We start from the raw sequence: 19549 nt of genomic DNA on the forward strand, positions 1-19549 counted from the left end.
CTCATTTCTCAACTCAAATCCCTATTTACTATCCCCGCTATTTTTGATAAAATATTCTGAACAGTAACATTTTACACGCCATCATATTTTACAGAGGGAAACACAAATGATTAAAACAGTAGCTTCTTTAGAGCTTCCGGTCAGTGAAACACTTCTGATAAGAAAAAATGTAATCACGCCGGAACAGGGTACGGACGTAGGAAAACGGTTTTGCGTTGTGACGGGGACCCACGGCGATGAGCTGGAGGGGCAGTATGTCTGTTACGAGCTGAACAGAAGAATCAGGGAGCAGATTCACCACCTGAAAGGGACGGTAGAGATTTACCCGGCTCTTAACCCATTGGGGCTGGATACGATCACCAGGGCATTTCCCGTATTTGACGTGGATATGAACCGGATTTTTCCGGGGACCGACAATGGTTCGGTGGCGGAACTGGTGGCCGGCATGATAGTGAAGGACTTAGCCGGAGCGGATATGTGTATCGATGTCCACGCCAGCAATATCTATATCAGGGAGATTCCACAGGTGCGCCTCAATGAGAGCACTTCCGACAGCCTGCTTGATTATGCCAGACGTCTGAACACGGAGTTTGTATGGGTCCATCACGCGTCCACCGTGCTTGAATCAACCCTTGCCCATACTTTAAATATGATTGGCGTTCCCACCCTTGTCGTAGAGATGGGAGTCGGCATGAGAATTACGGAGAAGTTCTGTTTCCAGCTGGTAGACGGGATCTTCTGTCTGCTGAAAGACCTCGGCATCTGGGACGGCCCGGTGATCGAGCCGAAAGAGCCGATAGTTTCGCTTGGCGGCGAAGTGGGCTTTGTCAATGCCGGCAAATCGGGGCTTTTTGTCTCAAAGGTGGTGCACAGGAACGACATCAAAAAAGGAGAGCTGATCGGCGAGATTGTCAATCCGCTGGAAGGAACCGTGGAGGAGCGGCTGTACGCCCCCTGTGACGGGCTGATTTTCACGCTGAGAGCCTATCCGATGGTGGAGGAAGGTTCTTTAATTGCCCGGATTCTGGGAGGTGTCGTCGGATGAAACACGAACTGATTTACTCGATGAAGAACATCCACAGGGATGATTTTAATATTTACGGCTACCGTTTCGGCAAAAACGGCGGCAAGGCGGCCTGCATTGTGGGTTCGCTCCGGGGCGACGAGGTGCAGCCACTCTATATCTGTTCGCTCCTGGTTAAGATGCTGAAGGAGATAGAGACGCACGGCGGTATTGTGGGGGATAATGAGATCCTCGTAATCCCCTCGGTCAACCATCCGGCGATGAATGTGGGCAAACACTTCTGGTCCACGGACAATTCCGACATCAACCGCCTTTTCCCGGGAGATGAGAATGGCGAGACGACGAAGAGGCTGGCCGCCGGTATTTTCGGCAAGGTAAAAGATTACGGCTATGGAATACAGTTTGGAAGTCTCTATATGACGGGAGACTATGCGCCCCACGTCCGCATGATGGAAACGGGATACCACAATCCGGGCCTGGCCAATCTCTTCGGCCTGCCCTATGTGGTGATGCGCAAGCCGACGCCATATGATACAGCCACACTAAACTACAACTGGCAGATGAACGGGACGAATGCATTTACCGTTTTTTCCGCATCCACGGAGACGATTGACGAACCGTCCGCGAAGCAGGCGGCCTCCAGTGTCCTGCGCTTTCTGACGAGGATGGGAATTATCCGCTATAACAGCCACAGCGGTTATATAGCGAGTGTGATCCGCGAGGAGGATCTGACCAGTGTAAAAACAGACCGCGCCGGTTTTTTCTGCCGGGAAGCGGAGCCGGGGAGCGAGGTTCTGCGGGGAGATCGGATGGCAACGATCATTGAACCAGGAAGCGGAGAGGTGATAAGCCAGATTCTGGCCCCCACGGATGGAATTGTATTTTTTGCCCACTCCCAGCCCCTTGTAATGGAGAGGGCGATTGTTTTTAAGATTATCAGACGCCTCCATGCCTGAGTGCGGCGGAAATGTCCATACAGGATGCCGCGGTCTTATGAGGAAACAGGGGCGTATTATAAAGAGGAATATTCAAGGAAGGAATTAGAGAAATGGCAAGTGACAGCTTAAAAGATTTTTTAGATGCCGGGGAATCCGACGGCGGGAGAGAATTTACGACGGGGGATGATTTTTACCAGCTTTATCTGGAAGAACTGAAGATGGTTCCTCCCTGCACGCCGGAGGAGGAAGAACGTCTGCTGGATGAAATCCTGGCAGGCAGCCAGGCGGCGGTGAAACGTCTGGTGGAAGGAAAACTGGGACAGGCGGTTAAAATTGCCGAGGAGTACAAAGACAGGGGCCTCACGATGAATGATCTCGTTCAGGAAGCCAACATTGCCCTTCTGCTCACCGCCCAGGAATACAGCGGCGGAGATTTCAACGGGCAGGCGGAGGAACGCATCCGAAGGATGATAGAGGATGCCATGGAACTTCAGAGTTCGGAATACAGGGTCGAGGAAGAAATGCTGGCCCGGGTCAACGTCCTCAAGGACATTTCCGCCAGCATGGCGGAGGAACTGGGCCGGGAGGCCACGGTGGAAGAACTGGCCGAACGGATGAAGATGACGGAGGAAGAGATCCGGGATATCATGAAACTGACTCTCGATGCAATGAGCGTCAGCGGAGAGTAGGGCAGCCGGAACGATGAAATTTTACTTACTGCGTCATGGACAGACAAGATGGAATATTGAAGGAAAAATACAGGGCAAGACGGACATCCCGTTAAACGAGACAGGGATGGAGCAGGCGGAATGTCTCGCAGGGGCCATGGCAGACTGCCGGGCGCGGGCGCTCTTTTCAAGCCCGCTTCTCAGGGCAAGGCAGACAGCTGGTATCGTGGCGGGGAAGATGGGACTTGAGGTCACGGTTCTGCCGGAGCTGAAGGAAGTGGATTTCGGCCTGTGGGAGGGCAGAACCTGGAAGGATATCGAAGAAAACTATCCCGTGGACTACAAAAACTGGGAGAAAAACCCGGCCAGGGCGGCGCCCACGGGAGGAGAACTCCGGCAGTCCTGTATGAACCGCAGCCGGAGCGCCGTGGAACAGATGCTTGGGACTGTGAATGTCCTGGGCGGAGGAGACGTATGCGTTGTCGCCCATGGAGGCATCCTGGTCTATCTCATCGACTACCTTCTGAGAAACCAGGAGGAGAAGCGGGAGATTATCGTCAAGAATGCAAGTATTTCCATTGTGGAATATGATGAAAAATTGGGACTTGGAAAGCTTCTGGAACTCAACCGCACGTCCCATTTGCCGGCCGTCTGTAACCGGAAAACAAATAAGTACTGTTAATAAAAAATATTAGATATATTAATTTTACTAATCTATCAAAGTTGTGTATGATTAAGGCAGATGATGGACAGAGTTACTTTCCATACTGCGGCCGGAAGGCGGCCGCGGTTCGGACGGTAGTCGGACAGTATGCATCTGTCTTTTTTTTCGCACAAATTGCCAGCAGAAAAACAGGAGGTACTTTAATGAGTGTAAGACGAATTTTCGTTGAAAAGAAACCGGAATTTGCCGTAAGAGCTAAGGAACTGCGCACGGAGATCGAGAATTATCTGGGGATCAGCACGATCACGGATGTCCGTGTCTTAGTACGCTATGACGTGGAGGACGTATCAGAGGAGGTATACAAAGAGGCTCTGGTTACGATTTTCTCCGAGCCGCCGGTAGATTTTGTATATGAAGAGAGCTTCCCGTCAGCAGAGGGAGACACGATTTTCACCGTAGAGTATCTGCCGGGACAGTTCGATCAGAGGGCGGACTCTGCCGAGCAGTGCGTAAAGCTGTTAAATGAAGAAGAAAACCCGGTCATCAAATCGGCCACCACCTATGTGATCTCCGGCGCCCTGACCGCAGAGCAGGCAGAGGCGGTTAAATCACTGTGCATCAATCCGGTGGATTCCAGGGAGAATAACAACGAAAAACCGGAAACCCTGGTAACCGTATTTGAACAGCCGGAGGACGTGCAGATTTTTGAGGGCTTCTGCGGTTTTACACAGGACAGCCTCAAAGAACTTTACGGTTCTTTAAATCTGGCCATGACGTTCAAGGATTTCGAACACATCCAGAATTATTTTAAAAACGAGGAGAAGAGAGATCCGTCCGTGACGGAGATCCGCGTTCTCGATACATATTGGTCCGATCACTGCCGCCATACCACATTCCAGACAGAGCTTAAGAATGTGGAATTTACGAAAGGCGACTATAATGAGCCGATCGAGGCGTCTTACCACAAATATCTGGCCGATCGCGAAGAAATTTTCAAAGGCCGTGACGACAAATTTGTCTGCCTGATGGATCTCGCCCTGATGGCAATGAGAAAACTCCGCAAAGAAGGAAAACTCGAAGATATGGAGGTTTCCGAGGAGATCAACGCCTGCAGTATCGTAGTGCCGGTTGTCATCGACGGACAGGAAGAGGAGTGGCTTGTCAACTTTAAGAACGAGACCCACAACCACCCGACCGAGATTGAGCCCTTCGGCGGCGCAGCAACCTGCCTTGGCGGAGCGATCCGCGATCCGCTTTCGGGACGTACCTACGTATATCAGGCCATGCGCGTGACTGGTGCGGCAGACCCGACAAAACCGATGTCCGAGACACTTCACGGAAAGCTTCCGCAGAAGAGGATTGTGACGGATGCGGCGCACGGCTACAGCTCTTACGGAAACCAGATTGGCCTGGCAACCGGGTATGTAAAAGAGATTTATCATCCGAATTATGTGGCAAAGAGAATGGAGATCGGCGCCGTGATGGCGGCTGCTCCAAGGAAGAACGTAATCCGCGAGACATCCGATCCGGGCGATGTCATCATCCTGATGGGAGGCCGCACGGGCCGCGACGGGATCGGCGGTGCCACAGGTTCTTCCAAGGTTCATACCGAGGCATCCATCGAAGTGTGTGGAGCCGAGGTTCAGAAGGGCAACGCGCCGACCGAGAGAAAGCTTCAGAGACTGTTCCGCCGCCCTGAGGTGAGCAGTTTAATCAAGAAATGTAACGACTTTGGTGCCGGCGGCGTTTCCGTAGCCATCGGTGAGCTGGCGGACGGGCTTCAGATCGACCTGGACTCCGTGCCGAAGAAATACGCCGGCCTGGACGGAACCGAGATTGCCATTTCCGAGTCCCAGGAGAGAATGGCGGTTGTCGTAGATCCGAAAGACGTCGATAAGATGCTTAAATTTGCCGAAGAGGAGAACCTGGAAGCCATTCCGGCAGCCGTTGTGACGGAGTCCCCGAGACTTGTTATGAACTGGAGAGGAAAGACGATTGTTGATTTAAGCCGCGCGTTCCTCGATACCAACGGAGCGCATCAGGAGGCAGACGTTACCGTGGAAGTTCCCGTAAAAGAGGGAAATCTCTTCGAGCGGAAAGAAGTGGGCGATGTACGGGAAACCTGGCTCAAGATGCTGTCCGGTTTAAATGTATGCTCCCAGAAGGGCCTTGTGGAGATGTTCGACGGTTCTATCGGCGCTGCCAGCGTATTCATGCCCTACGGCGGAAAATACCAGCTTACCGAGACACAGGCGATGCTTGCCAAGCTTCCGGTAGAAAAGGGAAGCTGTGACACCGTGACGATGATGAGCTACGGTTACGATCCATACCTTTCCAGCTGGAGCCCATACCACGGAGCCGTTTATGCGGTTCTGGATTCGATTGCAAAGATCGTAGCAAACGGCGGAGACTACAAAAAGATCCGTTTCACGTTCCAGGAATACTTTAAACGTATGACGGAGGATCCGAAACGTTGGGGAACACCGTTCTCCTCCCTGCTGGGCGCTTATGATGCACAGATTGGGTTCGGCCTTCCTTCCATCGGCGGAAAAGACAGTATGTCCGGAACCTTTAACGACGAGGAGCACGGAGAGATCAACGTACCTCCGACACTTGTATCCTTTGCCGTGGATATTTCCGATAAACAGCATGTGGTTTCGCCTGAGTTTAAGAAAGCGGGCAGCAAGATTGTCCTGTTTACAATCGAAAAAGACAAGTATGACCTTCCCGTATACAGCCAGATTATGGATGGCTATGAGAAACTTTATAAGGACATGGAGGCCGGAAAGATTATTTCCGCCTATGCGGTGGAGGGCCACGGCATCGCCGAGGCGGTCAGCAAGATGGCGTTCGGCAACAAGCTGGGCGTAAAAGTTGAGCACAATGTGGATCCGAGAGACTTCTTTGCACCAGGCTGGGGCAATATCGTATGCGAAGTGCCGGACGGAAAAGTGGGTGAACTCTCCATCTCCTATACCGTGATTGGTGAAGTGACGGACAAAGCGGTATTTGAATACGGCAGCGCCGCAATTACCATGGACGAGGCCCTGAATCAGTGGACCGGAACACTTGAAAAAGTATTCCCGACCAGCTCCGGCGTGAAACAGACGGAAGTGAGAAATGAGCTTTATAAGGCGGACGGCGTTCATATCTGCAAGAACAAAGTGGCCAAACCAACCGTGTTTATTCCGGTTATGCCCGGTACAAACTGCGAATACGACAGCGCGAAAGCATTTGAGCGCGCCGGTGCGGATGTGATTGTAAAAGTATTCCGCAACATGAGCGCTTCCGATATCCGCGAGTCCATCGAGGAATATAAGAAGGCGATCAGCCGGTCCCAGATCATCATGTTCCCGGGCGGTTTCTCAGCGGGAGACGAGCCGGAAGGTTCCGCTAAATTCTTCGCAACCGTATTCAGAAACGCGGTGATGCAGGAAGAGATCGAAAAGCTGTTAAATGACAGGGACGGCCTGATTTTAGGCGTCTGCAACGGTTTCCAGACCCTGATTAAGCTGGGGCTCCTGCCGGGCGGAAAGATTGAGCCTCAGAAGGCGGATTCACCGACTCTTACAATGAACAATATCGGACGCCATATTTCCAGGATGGCAAGCCTGAAAGTTGTTTCCAACAAGTCCCCATGGCTTCAGGAAGCAGAACTTGGCGGCGTATACGTAAATCCTCTGTCACACGGCGAGGGACGTTTCGTGGCAAGCGACGAATGGATTAACACCCTCTACGCAAACGGACAGGTGGCGACACAGTATGTGGATCTTGCCGGTAACCCGACGATGGATGAGGAGTGGAACCCGAACGGGTCTTACATGGCAATCGAGGGTATTACCAGCGTGGACGGCCGTATCTTTGGTAAGATGGGCCATTCGGAGAGACGCGGCGACGGCGTTGCCGTTAATATCTACGGCGACCAGGATATGAAGGTGTTTGAGTCCGGAGTGAAGTATTTTAAATAAGGATTTAATTGAGGAATGAGAACGCCGCCGGGACGGTCGGGGGGCGGGATGGTGAGGTGAGGGTGTGAGTCTTCAGTCCCGGGCTATAGGTTGTCGCGGGTGGGGAATCCGGGCAGAAAAAGTTCCTCCGGGAAACGCTTGCGCTCTTCGAAGTACATAGCGGTACTAACCTCGAAAAAACCTCGGTAAGTGCCGATGAACTTCAGGTTCCCTGCGGAATCTTTTTCTCCCGGATTCCCCACGGGAAGGTTATGGACCGGGACTGAAGACGCGAAGGTTTTCGCCATCCCGAACCCCGGCCTGCGGCCGCTGAATTGTTCTTATTCCTTCAAAGGGGGGAGGTATTGTCGCTGCCACTACGTTTCCTCGAATTCCAGGAGAATGCCCCCTGTATGGTATTCAATTGATGAATCAGAGCTTTAGCGCATGACCTATCCTTAAATAACTATTGAATTTTTTGATTCATCATTAAGTTTCGCTTTGGATTTTTCTCTGAATCCAGCCCGAAATACCTTCATAAAGTAAAAGATTCACGACTACATAGTGGACACGACAATACCTCCCCCCTTACTTGACGAAAGAGACAATCAGCCCCTGAAGCCGGCGGACGGGGCAATCACCTTCGCTGAGTCTTCAGTCCCGTCGACAAACTGCCCGGGGAAGGAAGGAGAAAAAATTCCGAAGGGGACATTGGAGCCCGCCGGTGCTTGGCGAGGTTCTTTCGAGCCTAGCATCCGCTGTGCGCTCCACAAGCGGAAGCGGGTCCCCGTAGGAATCTTTTCTCCTTCCTTCCCCCTCACCACAACTTCCCGCCGGGACTGAAGACTCATATCCAACCTCCCACTACCCCGTCCGCCATCTTACAGAGGCGTCCTCGCATCTCAACTAAATCCCCATTTAATGAAAATGTAAGTAAAAAGTTATAGATAGGTAAAAAGAGTCTGATATAATTACATCATAAAACCAATAAAGGAAATTGCGGGAACACAATTTCTGCGGTTCCTCTTAGTCTCTGCTGATACCGGAATAATCGGAAGGGAGAAATTCTCTCAGATATTCCCCGACGGAGCGCCCCATTTCTTTTGAAAAATCGGAATTATATTTCCTGTCACAGAATGCGGTTATCCAGTCTTCATAAGACTGACGGCCGGATTTGTGGGAAAGCATCCGTTGCAGGGCGTCGCCGTCCATGAGGCGGTATGTATTTTCCATTACAATGGACTCCATCGGGCAGCGATCAGGTTTCGTCCGTTCCCACTGCTGCCTGGTCGGATAACCGAATACAACCATGACGGCGGGGAAGACATAGGGAGGAAGATGTAAGAGCTCCCGGTGGGTTTCATAGCTTTCCATGATGTCCCCGATATAGCAGGAGCCGATTCCAAGGCTCCATGCGGCGGTAACGGCGTTCTGGGCGGCAATGGCACTGTCCTCGACGGCCAGCATCAAATCACCGGCGGTTGGGAGCTTCGGAGAACAGCCGGCAAACCGGAATGCGTCGTACCATTTCTGGCAGTCGGCGCAGAAGAGCAGGATAAGAGGAGCTGATGCAATGAACGGCTGATTGTCGCAGGTGACGGAAAGGCGCTTTTTCAGTTCCGGATCCGTGATATCCAGGATTGTGTAAAGCTGCTGGTTTCCGGCAGTGGGAGCCTCACAGGCTGCCCGAAGGATCATGAGACGATCCTCAGGGGTCACGGGGCGATCTTCAAATACCCGGACAGATTTCCTTTCATAAAGGTTTTTGACAACTTCGTTTGTCTGGTTTTCTAATTGTTTCATAGGGTTGGTTTCCTTTCCTGTGATAGCCGGTACGGCCCTGTTAAGGAACGTATTCGGCACTTCCGGAGATAATTCCCGGAGCTAGATAAAATATATAAATTATTATAATAAATGAATAAAAAACTGTCAAATTTCTGAAAATATGGCAAGGTTTCTTTGACGAATCCAGGTTCATTTGCTATAATAACATATATTAAACAATAATTTCAGTATACGAAGGTAAAGAGGATGAAGGAGGAGTGTTTATGAAACGTAACCTGAAAAGAGCAGCGGTTCCTGTATTTGCAGTGATTACCGCATGCGCAATGTGTATGACCGCATATGCGGCTGAAAAGAAGATCACCAAGGTGAAAATCCAGGTGGAGAGTGCAGTACCGGAGGCAGGAGACAATGTTGGGACTCCGTCGGTTAAGGTGTCGGTGGCCGGCCTTAAAGAGACCGATTTCAAGGTAGTCAATCAGGAGTATTACAATACGAATGATGATGAGTGGGAGCGCGGCGAGACGCCGGTAATCAGAGTGGAGCTGGAACTGGTAGGCGATGCGGCGGATGATTATCAGTTTTACTATACCTCATCAAAGTATTTTTCCGTTTCCGGAAACCGCAGTGAGTTTAAGAGCGCCAAGAAACTCGACAGCGGCAGAGGACTTCAGGTTGACATTAAACAGCGTAAGGTAAGCGGCGATTTGGAAGTGCCGGAGATTCTCGACTGGGACGGCAGGCATGCTACCTGGGAATCCGTGGACGATGCCGATAAATATGAAGTAAAACTTTACCGCAACAATTCATCGGTGACAACTATTACAACATCGAATGAAAGCTACAACTTTTATCCGTATATGACGAAAGCAGGCGACTATTCCTATAAGGTAAGGGCCATCAGCAACTCGGACGGAGAGAAGAGTGAATGGAGTGATGAGTCCGATGATTACTACATGAACGCCAGCAACGTATATACGGGAACACCACCATCCAATAACAATAACGGCGGAAGCAGCACCAACGTAAGCGGCGGCTGGGTGCAGGATCAGATTGGCTGGACATACCGCCAGAACGGGACACCGCTGACAAACCAGTGGATTTATGTTGATAACAACTGGTTCTACCTTGCGGCGAACGGCTACATGATGACAGGCTGGATCTATGTAGACAACAACTGGTTCTATTTAAATCCTGTATCCGATGGAACGAGAGGCGCAATGAAGACCGGCTGGCAGGCAATCGACGGAGCCTGGTATTATCTGAATCCTGTTTCCGACGGTACAAGGGGCGCCAGAAAAACAAGCTACCAGATGATCGATGGCAAATGGTATTTCTTCGACACCGCAACAGGAGCCATGTGGGTTAACAGACAGGCACCGAACGGCAAGTGGATTGATGCCAACGGCGTTGTGTGGTAATCTGAAAGATAAAAGATGAATGATAAAAAAAGAGGTTTGCCCCTGATAATCATGGGGTTGATCGCAGCAATATGTATTGAATTGTGCCTGGCTTGTTTTTCAGCCAGGCGCGGTTCAATTTTAGAAGAAAATATCACGCTCCTGCCGGAATATACGGTGGGCGTGGCAGCGGACGGGAAGCCGTACCGGATGGCGGAGGACATGCCCTGGCTGGACTTTGCCCCGCACACGGCGGGCGGATATCTGGAATTTGAATTTGCGGCGCCGGTTCCGGACAAAATGCAGGTCCTCGTCTACTATACGGAGAATGAGGGCCAGGAATTCAACCGGTTCAGGCGGATCGAACGCTGGATTTTAAAGGGCACCACAAAGGGAAGAGTCGCTCTTCCGGCAGGATATTGCGACCGGCTGAGGCTGACCCTGACGGGGAATGCGGAGATTGAGAATGTATCCATGAGCATCCCTGCCGGCCGTCCGGCCCTCGGGGAGATAATCAGTTTGGTGAACCCTGTCCGGCTTCTGGCAATATTTCTTATTCTGGCTCTTTCCATCCTCCTGCACGACAGGGAACGCCGGGAAAAGAAGTCAAGGAGGCTTGTAAATACAGGAGATCTTGGAACGAAAGACCCGGGAATGGAAGACCCGGGAACGGGAAGCAGGATCTACGGGGAACGCAGAAAAAGGACGGCTTATCTGGACGGCGTGCGTGTCCTGGCAGCCCTGTTTGTCGTAGCGGTGCACGTGGTGGAACCGGTGGCTATGGCTCAGATCAAGGGGACCCCGAGGGACTTTGTGTTCCGGGCGGTGGTCTTGATTGTCCTGACATGCAACCTCCTGTTCTTCTTTATCAGCGGAGCGCTCCTTTTGCCTTACAGGGATGAAACGACAGGCGGATATTATAAAAAGAGGGTGCTGAAAATCCTTCTTCCCTTTGCGCTCTATTCCCTGTTTTATTTGAAAGTTCTCTGTGCTACGCAGGAGGGCGTTCTCGGATGGGGAGGTCAGGCGGTTCTCGATTTCCTGGGTGGAACTATTACCATGGGACCTCACCTGTGGCTGATATATAAGCTGCTGGCCCTCTATCTGCTGGTTCCGTTTTACCGATTGATGATGGCAAAGATGCCGGAGCGGATGGAAAAACAGCTATTTGTCCTGATCGTGGCGGCTCTTGCGATCCGGACAGGATGTGAGTATTTCAATTTTGAACTCGGTATTTCCCTGTATCTGGATTCCTGGCTGGGTTTATTCCTGGCGGGCCATCTCCTGAACAAGGCATGGATGAGGAAATACGATCGCTGCCTGGTGTCGGGAGGCATCCTGGCTTTGGTTCTCTCTCTCTGGATTTACAGCTTTCGGGCGGACTATCTGGAGATTATTACGAATTGCTCAATCCTCGAATTCCTCATGGCCTCGGCCGTATTTGTCACCGTGCTCAGGATGAACGGAATCTGTGCGCGTTTTTCAAAGATACTGCAGATACTTGGGAAAAGAAGTTTTTCCGTGCTGATGGTGCATCTGTTCGTCATGTCTGCCGTACTTCCTCTGGGATTCGTCCCATACGGCATGGTGAATAAGAGCATTGGACAGCTGGTAATCCCATATCTGTTCATCTGCGCGGTTTCCTATGTAATCGCCGTCCTGTATGATGAGACGGTGGTCAAGGTATTTGATGCGGGAGCAGAGAGGCTTCTGGCAGGTAAAAAGAAAGGAAAATAACGGTAAGGCTGCCTGAGAGCAGAAAGCAGAGAAGAGAAAGCAGAAAGTAGAAAAGCGGTCCGAAAGAGGCGTAACGGCCTCCACGGATCGCTTTTATGTATTGCCGACAATGGTGAAATGTGCATAAAACCTGCCGATTACTGCTTATGAGTAACAGAAGACAATTACACGATCCGGCGTTGTCTGGGCGGGAATGCTCCTGGTGGACGTTGTATACTCCACAAGAACGGTTTTTCCCACGATGGCGCCGGAAAAAATCTGCCCGTTCGGCAGAAATGCATTGAGGGCGGCCATGCTGTTTAACTGGAGGACTCCGTCTGTACTGATAAAATTATTATAAAACTCTCCAAGGTAATACTGGTGATAAGCGGAGAGGGCGATGACAACTGCTTTATACTGCGGTGGATATATAAGGGGCGCAGGGGCATTCCCGTCGTAAAAGACGGTCACCTGATCGCCGGGATGCAGTGTCTGGTTGTCAACAACATAAGTATCTCCATTCAGGGTGAAATTAACTTCCCCCTGCTGCATGGATCGTATGGACATGTTCAATGTACAGCCGTACTGGGCGCTGTTGCCCCCCGTCAGCGGTTGAATCCGGGTGATGATACCGGATACGGATAAATATGAGCTCATGAGAACCTCCGTGAAATGGATTATACTCTATCATATTATTGGCGGGCGGCAAAATGAACGAAAAGTTTTAAAAAATGCCTTAAATCATGACTGTTCCACCCGTGAATAGTAAATTACGCCACCCAGGATGATGACGCCGCCCAGAATCTGAAGAAAAGCCGGAACTTCGCCGAAGAGCACCATTGCAAACAGGGATGCCACAACAGGCTCACAGAGTTTTGAGGACGAGACAAAGGCCGGTGAGAGAAATTTCAGGCACCAGCTGAAAATACTGTGGCCGAGCAGGGTGGAGCAGATGGCAAGCAGCAGCCCGCAGAGCAGGGAGGTGCTGCCATAACCGGCCAGCGGAGTCCTCGTCGCGGCGGATGCGGCGAAGAGCGAGAGGCTGCAGAAAAAATATACGATGTATGTATAGACGGTAGTCGACGTATTCTCCCTGACAACACGGCCCAGCAGAGTGTAGGCGGCCACCATGACGGCGGCAAACAGAGCCAGGAAATCACCTTTCAGGAGATTGCTGCCGGAGCCGTAGTCCGACATGGCAATCAGGATGCTGCCGGAAAAGGTCACGGCGATGCCGAGCACCGCTTTTTTAGAAATTCGTCCTTTCAGGAAAACGCAAAAGCCGAGAGCCACCCAAATAGATTCGGTGCAGACAATCACGGTGGAGCTGGCTACGGAAGTATAGTTAAGCGATTCAAACCAGGTGACGAAATGAAGAGCCAGGAAGATACCGCTGACGGCGCACAGGATCACGGTCCTGATGGAGACGGAAAAAAGCTCCTCCCTGAAACCGCGGTTCAGGAACACGACGGGCGTCATCAGAAGAACGGTAAAGAATAGGCGGTAAACAGCAGTAATCAAAGAGGGGGCGTCTGAATACTTTACTATAATAGCAGACAAAGAAATACCCACTACCCCGGTTGCAATCATGTACATGGGGTGTTTTTCTAAAAATTTCATAACAAATGCCTCTCATATTTAATATTGTGTGCAGCAGATCACGGTCACACTGCGAGTATTATATCACGCCGGATAAAAAAATTACAGCTTTGTTAGACTCAGAATGTGCGGTATCACAAAAAATGTTACTGTTCACACTTCAGCTAAAAGCCGCCGGGCAGGGAGTGTGTAGTAATGTCAAATGTGAACAAATTATAAAAGTTATATAAAGAGTTGTACAATGTTGACAAAAAGTGTATAATAATAGATAACAAAACAAATAAAACACATTGACAGAAAAAATAATTGTGCTATAGTAAGTTAAAAGAATATTGTTGACAGCCCTGGATGATGGAAAGGAGGAAGGCCTTATGCTAGCCAGGCAATATAATATGGCCGGGAATGAAAGGATTAACCCGCCGCCGATTTCCGCATTGATTCAGGCTGCGAATCTGTTTGGATGTGATATCTATATTAAGTCGGAACAGCACAGAATCAATGTTAAGAGTTATGACGAACTGCAGAGTGGAATACAACGCCAGAGAAAGTTTTTGATATTCTACTTTGACGGAGCAGATGAAAAGGAGGCAGACGTAAAATTCCGCAAATTACTGGGAATTTAAGTGAAAATTATGGAAAACATGAGAGCAACTGTTAACACAACGACGTAAAACCCTGAAACGGTAATCTGGTTTCAGGGTTTTTTGTTGAGTGTCAATGAAAAGTTCGCGAAGCGTGCTTTTCGTTGTTGCCCGGATCCGTACCGCGTCGGAGCGGTTCCGGGTTTATGAAAGGATAGTTCTCTAAAAAAATACAATTCGCTCTTTTCCGCATGCAGATCCATATGTTATACTTTTTTCTGCGAGGACACAAATAATGCAAATGGAGTGAGAAAATGAAAAATGTAAGGATTGCACTTGGGCAGATGGAGGCGGTTCAGGGAGATACGCAGGCCAATATGGCGAAGATGGAACGGATGGCCGCGGAGGCGGCGGCCGGAGGGGCGGATGTCATCTGTTTTCCGGAACTTTCTTATACGGGGTACTTTGTGAAGAAGGACAGGCTGCTTGAGATAGCGGAAACGGAGAACGGCGAATTCTACAGAAGAATCAGCCGTACGGCGAGGGAGAACGGAATTTGTATCGTGGCCGGTTTTGCCGAGCGCGGGCCGGGGGAGGATATTTACAATACGGCCGTTTTCGCCGGGCGGGACGGAAAGATTGCAGGAAAGGCGAGAAAAGTATACCTCTGGAAGAGCGAGAAAAAAAGGTTTGTGCGTGGGGAGGAATTCCCTGTTTTTGATACAGAATTAGGCGGAGTGGCTATTCTGACCTGTTATGACCTGGAATTTCCGGAGCCGGCACGGATTGCCGCCCTGAAGGGGGCGAAGCTGATTTTCTGTCCGGCGGCCTGGAGCGTGCCCGCGAGGAACAGATGGGATTTAGATCTGATGGCCTGCAGCCTTTATAACATGGTGTTCACGGCCGGGGCTAATTTTGCAGATGAACTTTGCTGTGGAGCATCGGGGGTGGCGGGGCCGTCCGGTTCGATGATCGCCCAGTCACAGGGACAGAAGGAAGAAATTGTATTTGCCGACATCGATCTCGATGAGGCGGACAGACAGAGAGAAGACATACCATATTTTGACGACATGGACGGGACAGTTTTGAAGCAGCTTTCCGGTGCACTTGAGGAATACCGGAAAGAGCGGAAGAGATCGGAATAGAAGCTCAGACTCACGGTAAGCCGGGAAAAGGCGCGGGATTTAATTATAATCCCCCGTTTTTTCCCGGCTTTTTTTTGGTTCTTATGTCTATATTTTAACATTGTCTTAACATATAACCAAAAAACTATATTATATTTCAGATCTTGTATAACAGTTTATTACAGGACCTCGTCCTGATAAAATACGTTTAAACCTCATGAGGAAAGGGTAATAAAGGGAACTAGTTAATCATCAAAGCAAAAAAGGGGGTCCAATATGGCAGAACAAATGACGGGAGAGGTTAAGGCTAAAAAGAAACAGCCATTATATGTAAAGATTTTCATTGCGCTGTTTGCAGGTATTATTTTCGGGTACATATTGAATTTTATGGGAGGAGTAGAGAATCCTACTATCAACGATTACATTTTACCGTTCCTCCAGTTTCTTGGGGATTTCTTTATAAAACTGATTAAGATGATCGTTGTTCCGCTGGTATTTTTCTGTATTATTGATGCGGCGCTTTCGCTGGGGGACATCAAAAAACTCAGAAGCATCGGCGTCAAAACGATTTTATGGTTCCTGTTCAGTTCCGGTATTGCAGCTACAATCGGCCTTGTTCTGGCAAATATCATTCAGCCGGGTAAAGGACTGATTCTTGGCTCAATCGAGAACACAGTGGAAGTAAAAGAACTTCCGGGAGTTTACCAGACAATCCTGGATCTGCTTCCAAGCAACCCGTTTGCATCACTGACAAATGGAGATATGATGCCAATTATCGTATTTTCCCTGTTTCTGGGCTTTGCCATCATCAGTATCGGCGATGCGGCAAAACCGCTTGCAGATGTCATCTCAGTCTGTTCCCAGGCAATGTTTAAGATTGTAAATATGATTCTCGGAATCATCCCGTTCGGTGTATTCGGACTTATGTCGGTTTCACTGGCTAAATATGGCCTTGCAATTTTCGGGCCGGTTCTGAAGTTTATTCTGACCGACTATCTGGCGAGCTTTATCATGTGTGCGGTTGTTTATTCCGTCTTCCTGATAGGAATTGCAAAGGTAAGCCCCATCAAATTCTGGAAGAAGGCATTTGAGCCCTGGATGATCGCATTCAGTACCTGTACCTCTTCGGCAGCCCTTCCGGTATCCATGGAAGTTGCGCCAAAGAAGATGGGCGTTCCGAAAGACATTGCAAGTTTTGTACTTCCGCTCGGCGCTACCGCCAATATGAACGGCACCTGTATCTATTTTGGTATTATCGTTTTATTCGCGGCACAGCTGTACGGAATCGACCTGAGTATCCAGCAGCAGATTATGCTGGTTGTACAGGCAACCTTCTTAAGCGTTGGCTGCGCGGCCACTCCGCAGATTGGACTTGTTATCAGCCTTACACTGCTGACCCAGATGGGCCTTCCACTGGAAGCATACGCACTGGTTGCAGGTATCTACCGTATCATCGACCAGGCCCACACATCCACAAACTCGGTTGGTGACCTCGTGACATCCGTATGTATTTCCGCAATTGAGGGAGAACTGGATCGCGATAAATTCAACAAGATGGATGACAAGAGCGCGGCATAAGAGTCTGGTAAGGCAGAAAGCATTGGAAGCGATTTAAAGAAGCGATTTTAAGGAAGTAAGGGGATACGGTATCGTTTTACTTCCTGAAGAAAGAGTTAAGAGATTTAGAACCCATAAAATCAAGTCATGTTCAAAGAAAAGGAGAAAAGCTATGGAAGACAACAGAATTATTGAATGTATCGAGAGAGCGCACTATATTTTATCCAACCTGATGGCGGTAAAACCGGGCGAGGAAGTCCTGATTGCCATCGACCCGCAGACCGATATGCGTATGGCAAACGCCATGGCGGCAGCCGCTTTAATGTGCGGAGCCGAGTATAATGTAAGCATGATGCCAATCCGCGGAAAAGACAAAGCTACGATTTTCCCGAAGACGCTGGAACTGGCTATGGAGGCCTGCGACGTATTCGTCGGCATGACGACGGCATCCGGAGCCGCTATCTACAACAACCGTTTAAAAGAGCTGATGAACGAGAAGAAGCTGCGTGAAGTTTCCATCTGCTTAAGACATATCGACAACTTCACAAGAGGCGGCGCCCTGGCGGATTACGAGGCAGTATACGCAGACGGCGAGAGACTGCAGGCAATCTGGAGAGGCAAGAAGAACGCCCACATCACAACACCGGCCGGAACCGACCTGTATATGGAAATGAACCAGATGGAGCCAATCATCGAGTGCGGCATTGCCCGCAACCCTGGAGATGCAATGGCATGGTCGGACGGCGAAGTATCCTTAGGGCCGGTTATTGGAACCACCCATGGAAAACTTGTCATCGACGGGCCAATCTGCTACTATGGCTGCCCGACCATCCCGGTTGAGCTTAAGATCGAAGGCGGACGCATCGTAGAGGTAGTAGGCGGAGACGCAAAGATCTGTAAAGAAATCCGCCGCCAGATTGCGGAAGTCAAAGACAGCGACAACATCGCAGAGATCGGTATCGGACTGAACCCGGCCTGCATGTTCAATGGTGACTTCGAGGAAGAGAAGAAGGCAAGGGGAACCTGCCATATCGCAATGGGCAACGGCTTCTACTACGGCCAGCCTGCACGTTCCACAGTACATATCGATATGGTACAGTACAATCCGACCATCACCTTTGATGATGAGTTAATCGTAAAAGACGGCAAGATGGTCTGCCTGGGTGAAGAATAAGTAAATGATTTAAATCAGTGAGCTTTTAAATGAAGGCGGTGAAAGGTTTGCAAAGCAGACTTTTTACCGCCTTTTTGTATCCAGCAGGAGTTTATACAGGCATAAACGATTCATAGGCATACCGGCTATGCTTCCATAAAAGATATAATGAATAGGTTATGCCTCATTCATAAAAAGGCATAATAATTTTAAGAAAATCAACGCATAATCGCCGGGAACGCCCAGTTTGCGGGCATCGCGGCAGGTCGAGGGGTCCGTTTTACTACCGGATTACTACTTTTGGGAAAGGGCCTTGGGATGCGAGAGACCCCCATAAGACCACATTCATGGCATTGAAGCATGTAATCAGACTATCAATATGGCAGAGACAGAAAGAGACCCCCGGTGTGGAGAAGGCACCGGGGGTCTCTTCGCCCCAGAGGAAGGAATCTGGGAGGAGTGGAAGGGATGACGGGGAACTGCGGTTCGGGTACGACCCGGCCATCCACGCAAGGCGATTACGAGTATATCACAGGCCGAGGCGCTTGCGCATGGCCTCGCGCATCTCCATCTTCTTTGCGGCGCGACGGTTCGAGCCGTTGAACTCGATGGGATAGCAGCGCTCCAAGATGCGGTCGAAGACGCGTTTCCAAGCCTCATCGCCGGACGCGTCGTTGATTCGCCTCGGGTCGAGGTTCGTGGTGATGACCATGGGCTTGCCCGATTTGTAGCGCCCGTCGATGATGGTGTAGACCTGCTCCATCATGTAGCTCGTGTTACGCTGAGCACCCAAGTCCTCGATGAGAAGCAGGTCGTAGGAGAGCACGCGGTCGAGTTTGCTCTGGCGTTTGTCGAACGACTCCTCCATGAGGTTCACGATGTAGCGGACATCCGTCTGAAACGCGGAGAAGCCGAGGTCGATGACGCGGTTGGCTATCGCCGAGGACATATACGATTTGCCGGTGCCGACATCGCCGAGCAGGAGAAGGCCGTAGGGGTCCTTCGGGTCGAAGGTAGCCGCATAGCGCTCGCACAGCGACGACGTGTTGGGGGTCTTGCCGTCATCTGCCTCAAAGGTGCAGTCGCGGTAGAAGCCGCTCGCCGGAAAGCACTCCTTGCGCATCTGCTCCGCCTTCACTCGGCGCTCCTCGGCCTTCTTGCGCTCTTCGCGCTCGCGCTCCTCGGTCTTCGCGCATTCACATGGGATGGGCACGATGCTTGAGCGCCCAAGTGCCTCGCAGGTCAGCCTCATCTCTTTCGGTGTTCCGCACTTTCCGCAGATGAGAAGGCCTTCCTCATTGCGATGGTCTCCGTGTCCGCTCTCCTTCGGTGCGGTTTGGGTCACATCGACCCGGTTCAACGTCTCGTTCAATTTCTCCATGTCCTGCCTCTTCCT

General features: G+C 50.5%; 15 protein-coding genes. 11 read left to right on the forward strand and 4 right to left on the reverse strand.

The window, feature by feature from the left end:
- Positions 1-106 precede the first annotated feature (106 nt).
- From V3C10_10895 to V3C10_10915, 5 genes are all read left to right on the forward strand, one after another.
- Positions 107-1045, forward strand: coding sequence for a M14 family metallopeptidase (locus V3C10_10895; GenBank protein ID WVP64281.1), 939 nt, complete (start codon positions 107-109; stop codon positions 1043-1045).
- A complete protein-coding gene (locus V3C10_10900; protein WVP64282.1) occupies positions 1042-1980 on the forward strand; it encodes a M14 family metallopeptidase in 939 nt (312 codons plus the stop codon). The genes V3C10_10895 and V3C10_10900 overlap by 4 nt, the downstream gene beginning before the upstream one ends.
- 92 nt (positions 1981-2072) lie before the next feature.
- Complete coding sequence (locus V3C10_10905; protein ID WVP64283.1) at positions 2073-2651, forward strand: sigma-70 domain-containing protein; 579 nt, start codon at positions 2073-2075, stop codon at positions 2649-2651.
- Positions 2652-2664: 13 nt separating this feature from the next.
- Positions 2665-3312, forward strand: coding sequence for a histidine phosphatase family protein (locus V3C10_10910; GenBank protein WVP64284.1), 648 nt, complete (start codon positions 2665-2667; stop codon positions 3310-3312).
- A gap of 185 nt (positions 3313-3497) precedes the next feature.
- Entirely contained in the window at positions 3498-7262 is a 3765-nt protein-coding gene (locus tag V3C10_10915) for a phosphoribosylformylglycinamidine synthase (protein WVP64285.1), read from the forward strand.
- A gap of 1005 nt (positions 7263-8267) precedes the next feature.
- Here the strand turns inward: V3C10_10915 and V3C10_10920 are convergent.
- Positions 8268-9044 (reverse strand): nitroreductase family protein, encoded by a 777-nt coding sequence (locus V3C10_10920; protein WVP64286.1) that lies wholly within the window; start codon positions 9042-9044, stop codon positions 8268-8270.
- A 245-nt stretch (positions 9045-9289) separates the two neighbouring features.
- Here V3C10_10920 and V3C10_10925 point away from each other — a divergent pair, with 245 nt between their 5' ends.
- Both V3C10_10925 and V3C10_10930 read left to right on the forward strand, forming a co-directional pair.
- Positions 9290-10444: a hypothetical protein gene (locus V3C10_10925; GenBank protein WVP64287.1), complete on the forward strand. Its 1155-nt coding sequence runs from the start codon at positions 9290-9292 to the stop codon at positions 10442-10444.
- A 15-nt stretch (positions 10445-10459) separates the two neighbouring features.
- On the forward strand, positions 10460-12160 hold the full coding sequence (locus tag V3C10_10930; protein ID WVP64288.1) for an acyltransferase: 1701 nt from the start codon (positions 10460-10462) through the stop codon (positions 12158-12160).
- 144 nt (positions 12161-12304) lie between these two features.
- On the opposite strand, the gene V3C10_10935 is transcribed toward V3C10_10930, so the two are convergent.
- Positions 12305-12796: a hypothetical protein gene (locus V3C10_10935; protein WVP64289.1), complete on the reverse strand. Its 492-nt coding sequence runs from the start codon at positions 12794-12796 to the stop codon at positions 12305-12307.
- A gap of 84 nt (positions 12797-12880) precedes the next feature.
- The gene (locus V3C10_10940; protein WVP64290.1) at positions 12881-13759 is read right to left on the reverse strand and encodes a DMT family transporter; all 879 of its coding nucleotides are present in this window, start codon (positions 13757-13759) and stop codon (positions 12881-12883) included.
- 350 nt (positions 13760-14109) lie between these two features.
- Between V3C10_10940 and V3C10_10945 the strand changes: the two genes are divergently transcribed.
- The 4 genes from V3C10_10945 (at position 14110) to V3C10_10960 (ending at position 18174) form a co-directional block, all read left to right on the forward strand.
- A complete protein-coding gene (locus V3C10_10945; GenBank protein WVP64291.1) occupies positions 14110-14361 on the forward strand; it encodes an HPr family phosphocarrier protein in 252 nt (83 codons plus the stop codon).
- Positions 14362-14633: 272 nt separating this feature from the next.
- Positions 14634-15464, forward strand: coding sequence for a carbon-nitrogen hydrolase family protein (locus V3C10_10950; GenBank protein WVP64292.1), 831 nt, complete (start codon positions 14634-14636; stop codon positions 15462-15464).
- A gap of 255 nt (positions 15465-15719) precedes the next feature.
- Positions 15720-17021: a dicarboxylate/amino acid:cation symporter gene (locus tag V3C10_10955; protein WVP64293.1), complete on the forward strand. Its 1302-nt coding sequence runs from the start codon at positions 15720-15722 to the stop codon at positions 17019-17021.
- Between the two features lie 151 nt (positions 17022-17172).
- Positions 17173-18174, forward strand: a complete 1002-nt coding sequence (locus V3C10_10960; GenBank protein WVP64294.1) for an aminopeptidase — start codon at positions 17173-17175, stop codon at positions 18172-18174.
- A gap of 508 nt (positions 18175-18682) precedes the next feature.
- Here the strand turns inward: V3C10_10960 and V3C10_10965 are convergent.
- Positions 18683-19534, reverse strand: coding sequence for an ATP-binding protein (locus V3C10_10965; protein WVP64295.1), 852 nt, complete (start codon positions 19532-19534; stop codon positions 18683-18685).
- Positions 19535-19549 lie beyond the last annotated feature (15 nt).

Origin of the sequence: [Clostridium] symbiosum (assembly GCA_036419695.1) — a bacterium.
Taxonomy (GTDB): domain Bacteria; phylum Bacillota; class Clostridia; order Lachnospirales; family Lachnospiraceae; genus Otoolea; species Otoolea symbiosa_A.